This is a genomic window from Moorena sp. SIO3H5, from assembly GCF_010692395.1.
Classification (GTDB): Bacteria; Cyanobacteriota; Cyanobacteriia; order Cyanobacteriales; family Coleofasciculaceae; genus Moorena.
Genome location: NZ_JAAHHS010000342.1, coordinates 2,322 through 8,413 on the forward strand (window position 1 = coordinate 2,322; position 6,092 = coordinate 8,413).

2 protein-coding genes are annotated in these 6,092 nt (G+C 41.3%); both read right to left on the reverse strand.

Going from position 1 to position 6,092, the window contains the following annotated elements; genetic code table 11:
* Window positions 1–2,711, reverse strand: a 2,711-nt coding sequence (locus F6K52_RS27525) for a type I polyketide synthase (RefSeq protein WP_293085906.1), incomplete at its 3' end; no start/stop codon positions are given.
* Window positions 2,712–2,716: 5 nt separating this feature from the next.
* Window positions 2,717–6,092 (reverse strand): SDR family NAD(P)-dependent oxidoreductase (locus tag F6K52_RS27530; protein WP_293085909.1); only part of this gene is annotated, 3,376 nt, incomplete at its 5' end.

Here is a 6,092-nt window from a genome sequence, read left to right on the forward strand (position 1 = left end):
GGCAATACCACCTTCTGCCTCTGATAATCTCTCTCCATACCCGACCAGTCTACTTCCCCTCCTTCCACATACAACTTTCCTAAACTACACAACATTGACTCCCACTCATCTACTCCCTGTCGCAGTGATGGCAACCACACTCCTTCTTCTGTTGATACACAACTACGTCCCATCCCTAACAGTATTGGTTGTGCTCCTATTTCTAAGAATACTTCTACTCCTTCTTCTACCAACGTCTCTATACTTTCACTAAATCTCACTGGTTGAGTAATATGGTTCACCCAATACTTGGCTGTTCCTATACTTGCCTCGGCTTTTTCTCCTGTCACATTTGATATTATTCCTATTCTTGGTTGATTGTAATTTACTTGATTGGCTACTTGTTCAAATTCGGCTAACATTGGTTCCATTAATGGTGAATGGAATGGGTGGGATACTTGTAGTCTTTTGGTCTTTATTCCTTCTGATTCTAAGTTGGTGACTATTTCTGTGATAGCTTTTGTGGCACCAGATATGACTACACTTTCTTCTCCATTGATGGCTGCTATTGCTACTTCTTCTCTATATTCCCTAATCTTTTCTCTGATTGACGATTCTGTTGCCCTCACTGATACCATTTCTCCTGTGCTTGGCAACTGCTGCATTAATTTTCCTCGCCTAGTTATCAGTTTTAGTCCTTCTTCTACAGAGAATATTCCTGCTATTGTTGCTGCTACATATTCTCCAAGAGAATGACCCATTACTATGTCTGGTTTGATTCCCCATGATTGCCATAATTGGGCTAGGGCGTATTCTACGGCAAATATCACTGGTTGGGTATATTCTGTTTGGTCTAGTAGTTCTGATGGTATTGAGCTGTCATACAGGATTTTGGTGATGGGATGTTCTAGTTCTCCTCTCAGGAGCCGATCGCATTTGTCTATGGCTTCACGGAATACGGATGCTTGTTGATATAATTGCTGTCCCATTTTCACATATTGGGAACCTTGACCTGTGAATAGGAATGCGGTTTTTGGTTTGGTTGTGAGCTGGGATGGTTGTTTGTGGTATACTCCTGTTGGTTCGGCTCCGGTTTGGTGTTGTTGTAGTTTGGCTAATAATTCTTTTTGATTGGAGGCTATTACTGCTAGGCGATGGTGGAATTGAGCGCGTCCGGTGTTGGCTGTGTAACAGATGTCTGCTAGGCTGTCTTCCTCATGTGTTTCTAGATGTTTTTCATAATCTTTTATTAGTTCTGTGAGGGCAGGTGGTGTTTTGGCTGATAGGGTTAATATGTGTAGTGGACGTTCTGGGATATCTCCACTACTTTTTACTTGAGCTGGGGCTTCTTCTAATATTACATGGGCATTTGTTCCACTTATACCAAAGCAACTTACTCCTGCTATCCGCTTACCCTTTGGTGACAACCAAGGAGTCTTTTGAGTTGGGACTTTTAAGGGCAAATTTTCCCAATTTATGTAAGGGCTAGGATTTTTAAAATGCAAATGAGGAGCAATATTTTGATATTGTAGTTGTAAAACTACCTTCATCAAACCTGCAATTCCTGCAGCCGGTTCCAGGTGACCAATGTTTGTTTTGACTGAACCAATCATCAAAGGATTTTCTTGGTTATGCTCCTGCCCAAATACATTGGCCAAGGCTCTTACTTCTATTGGGTCTCCTAATGACGTTCCTGTACCATGAGCTTCTACATAACTTACTTGAGATGCTTCTATCCTAGCTGCTTTCAAAGCTTGCTGAATCAGTTTTTCCTGAGCTGATTTATTGGGGACTGTCAATCCACCACTTGGTCCGTCATGATTGACTGCTGAACCTCGAATCACGGCAAAGATTTGGTCATTATCTTTGATAGCATTAGAGAGAAGCTTTAACACTACTATGCCACAACCCTCTCCTCTTCCATAACCGTCAGCAGCAGCATCAAATGTCTTGCATCGACCATCAGGTGATAAAGCCTTCAATCTTGATAGCATTGTTGTGCCTAATGGAGATAGAATCAGTTGTACGCCTCCTGCCAAAGCAAGATTGGACTCACCCGAACGCAAGCTTTGACAAGCCTGATGCAGTGCCACCAAAGAAGCTGAACAAGCTGTATCTATTGCCATGGAAGGGCCTTGCAATCCCAGTGTGTAAGATAACCGACCTGCTGCAAAGCAAAAGCCATTTCCCGTAGCATCATAGTGGCTAAGATTTTCCTGTTGGCTCAAGTTCATATAAAAATAATCATTTTGACCAATGCCAAGAAAAACACCTGTTTGAGTGTCTTCCAATTTCTGGGGATTAATTCCAGCTCTTTCAAGAGCTTCCCAAGCTACCTCTAGGAGAAAACGTTGCTGTGGATCGAGACTAATTGCTTGTCGGGGAGAGATTCCAAAAAACTGAGGGTCAAATTTATCGACCTGAGAAACTAGCGCAGCATGACGAACATACATTTTTCCGACGGCATCAGGGTCAGAATCATAGTAAGAGTTTACGTCCCAGCGCTGGGGTGGGATTTCAGCAACCGCATCTTCACCTTTGCACAACAGTTTCCAGAAGCTTTCTGGTGTGTTGGCATTCCCTGGAAATCGACAACCCATACCAATAATAGCAATAGGTTCAGTTTGCGAATCTTCCATTGCTTTGAGCTTGGCTTTCATATCCTCCACAGCTCTAAGGGATCTTTTGATTATAGATAAAGACTGATTGTATTCTTCGTTGTTTGTGTTCATAACTATTAATACCCCATGTTACTCAATGTACTGATTAACTTTGCTTCTATTTCTTCATCTGACAATACTTGCAAATTTGTACGATCGGCTTGTAATTGTTGATTCTGAGTAGCTGTTGTCATATCACTATTGCTACTGTCAAATGATTTAGAGTTCATTACCTCTAAGGAGATATAATTCGAGAGTTTCTCAATTGTTGGATACTCAAAAACTACTGTTGGAGGTAAGGTAATTTCTAATTGGTCTTGCAGTTGGTTGTTTAATTCCACAGCCATTAGAGAATCCATCCCCATTTCCATAAAGCCTAAATTGGTTTCTAGTAGTTGGGATGAACTTAAACCCAGTACTTTAGCTACCTGTGATTGAAGGTAATCCCTTAAAATTTCTTCGCATTCTACTAGGGGTGCAGCCTTTAATTTCTTGATAAATTCTTTTTCTGTCTTCTTTTTTAGTGAAAGTTGCTGCTGTAGTTCTTCCTGCTGTAGCAGTTCCAACAGCAATGAACCACAATTATTTAAAGTTAGCTGTTTTGCAAACACTGACCAGTTTATAGGTGCTATACCTATTTGACCGGTAGATGGATTTTGCAGTAATTGCTCTAATGCTTGCATACCTAGTTTTTTGGGAATATAACCCATACCGATATTTTCGATTCGGGCTTGATGTTGACTGGCTAAACTTGCTGCCATTCCTGCTTGTTCCCATGCCCCCCAATTAATACTTAAGGTAGTTGGGCTTATTCTTCTACGATGGTAAGCCAAAGAATCCATAAAGGCATTGGCTGCTGCATAATTTCCTTGACCTGGTGAACCTAGCAAGGAAGCCATGGATGAAAAATAGACAAAGAAGTCTAGTGAGATATTTTGTGTGAGTTTATGCAAGTGCCAACTCCCAGCAACTTTTGGTCTCATTACTCGAGTAAACTTTTCCCAGGTCATTTGCTGAAGTATTCCATCATCAATCAATCCAGCTGTGTGAACAATACCTTTAAGTATAGGGCAAAATTTATGAATATGATCGAAAATATGGACGACATTTTTTTCGATTGAGATATCTTTTAATAAGACACTGACTTTGGTTCCAGTTTCTCTTAGCTGTTCAACACTTTCTTGAGCTATTTCTGATGGGGTAGAACGTCCAATTAAAACCAGATGGCGAGCGCCCTTGGATACCATCCATTGAGCTGTTTGTAATCCTAAAGCTCCCAACCCTCCTGTAATTAGGTAAGTTCCATCTGAGTCCAATGACATTGCTGGAGATGCTTTGGGTTCTTCCTTGACCAACCGAGCTACATAGGTCTTTTCTCTACGCACAGCTAGATGGTCTTCTACTGATTTTTCGGCTGTCAGTTCCAGTAGTATTTCTGTTTCATCTCCTTTGGCTTGTGGGTCTAAATCTATCAACCCTCCCCACAACTTTGGGTGTTCCAGAGATACCACTCTACCTAATCCCCATAATGGTGATGAGGCTACTGCTATTTCCTCTGTTTCCTCTGTTTCCCACAACACAGGTTGAGTTCCTCTGGTAACTAACCACAGTTGGGGTACACTTGATGTTTTCAGCACAGCTTGTAGTAAGTACACTACACTCCCACATCCACACATTTGCGCTTCTTCCAAGACACCAATCGTTAAATCTTCTGTCCTTGGCACATCTAAGCTCCACAAATGAATTATCTTTTGCCATGGTAATTTACTACTTTCGAGGATGTCTTGGACTAATTGTTCAAATTCCAGGGGCACACAGGGATTGATTTCATAAATTCCTGGCTGACGTTTTTCATATTTCTCCCCTTGAACAACTAAACTGCATTCATTTCCTTGCTGTTGCAATTTCCTGGCTAATTTTTCTGCCACCCCGGTTTGACTATCTGCCAAAATTAACCAATGACTTCCTGAAGTCATTGTCTGTGGTTGAGTCTCATCTGGTAAAGGTTGCCATTGAATTTGGTAGAACCAATTTTTGATACTGTTTATGGATAATTGTTGCTGATATTCTTGATGATGTTCTTTAGCTAAGACTTTCAGCAACTCTGGTAAAAGTTGAAGTTGTTCTGATGAGAAGTTTCCTACTGTTTCTAGTTTTTGAGCCAGGATTTCTGTTTGGCCTTGATGGAGTAGGTTGACAATAGAACTACTAATATTTTCTGATACACTCCCATCCTGGTCTGGATTTGTGGCAGTATCTATCCAATAACGCTGTCGCTGGAAGGGATAAGTAGGCAATACCACCTTCTGCCTCTGATAATCTCTCTCCATACCCGACCAGTCTACTTCCCCTCCTTCCACATACAACTTTCCTAAACTACACAACATTGACTCCCACTCATCTACTCCCTGTCGCAGTGATGGCAACCACACTCCTTCTTCTGTTGATACACAACTACGTCCCATCCCTAACAGTATTGGTTGTGCTCCTATTTCTAAGAATACTTCTACTCCTTCTTCTACCAACGTCTCTATACTTTCACTAAATCTCACTGGTTGAGTAATATGGTTCACCCAATACTTGGCTGTTCCTATACTTGCCTCGGCTTTTTCTCCTGTCACATTTGATATTATTCCTATTCTTGGTTGATTGTAATTTACTTGATTGGCTACTTGTTCAAATTCGGCTAACATTGGTTCCATTAATGGTGAATGGAATGGGTGGGATACTTGTAGTCTTTTGGTCTTTATTCCTTCTGATTCTAAGTTGGTGACTATTTCTGTGATAGCTTTTGTGGCACCAGATATGACTACACTTTCTTCTCCATTGATGGCTGCTATTGCTACTTCTTCTCTATATTCCCTAATCTTTTCTCTGATTGACGATTCTGTTGCCCTCACTGATACCATTTCTCCTGTGCTTGGCAACTGCTGCATTAATTTTCCTCGCCTAGTTATCAGTTTTAGTCCTTCTTCTACAGAGAATATTCCTGCTATTGTTGCTGCTACATATTCTCCAAGAGAATGACCCATTACTATGTCTGGTTTGATTCCCCATGATTGCCATAATTGGGCTAGGGCGTATTCTACGGCAAATATCACTGGTTGGGTATATTCTGTTTGGTCTAGTAGTTCTGATGGTATTGAGCTGTCATACAGGATTTTGGTGATGGGATGTTCTAGTTCTCCTCTCAGGAGCCGATCGCATTTGTCTATGGCTTCACGGAATACGGATGCTTGTTGATATAATTGCTGTCCCATTTTCACATATTGGGAACCTTGACCTGTGAATAGGAATGCGGTTTTTGGTTTGGTTGTGAGCTGGGATGGTTGTTTGTGGTATACTCCTGTTGGTTCGGCTCCTCTTTGGTGTTGTTGTAGTTTGGCTAATAATTCTTTTTGATTGGAGGCTATTACTGCTAGGCGATGGTGGAATTGAGCCCGTCCAGTGTTG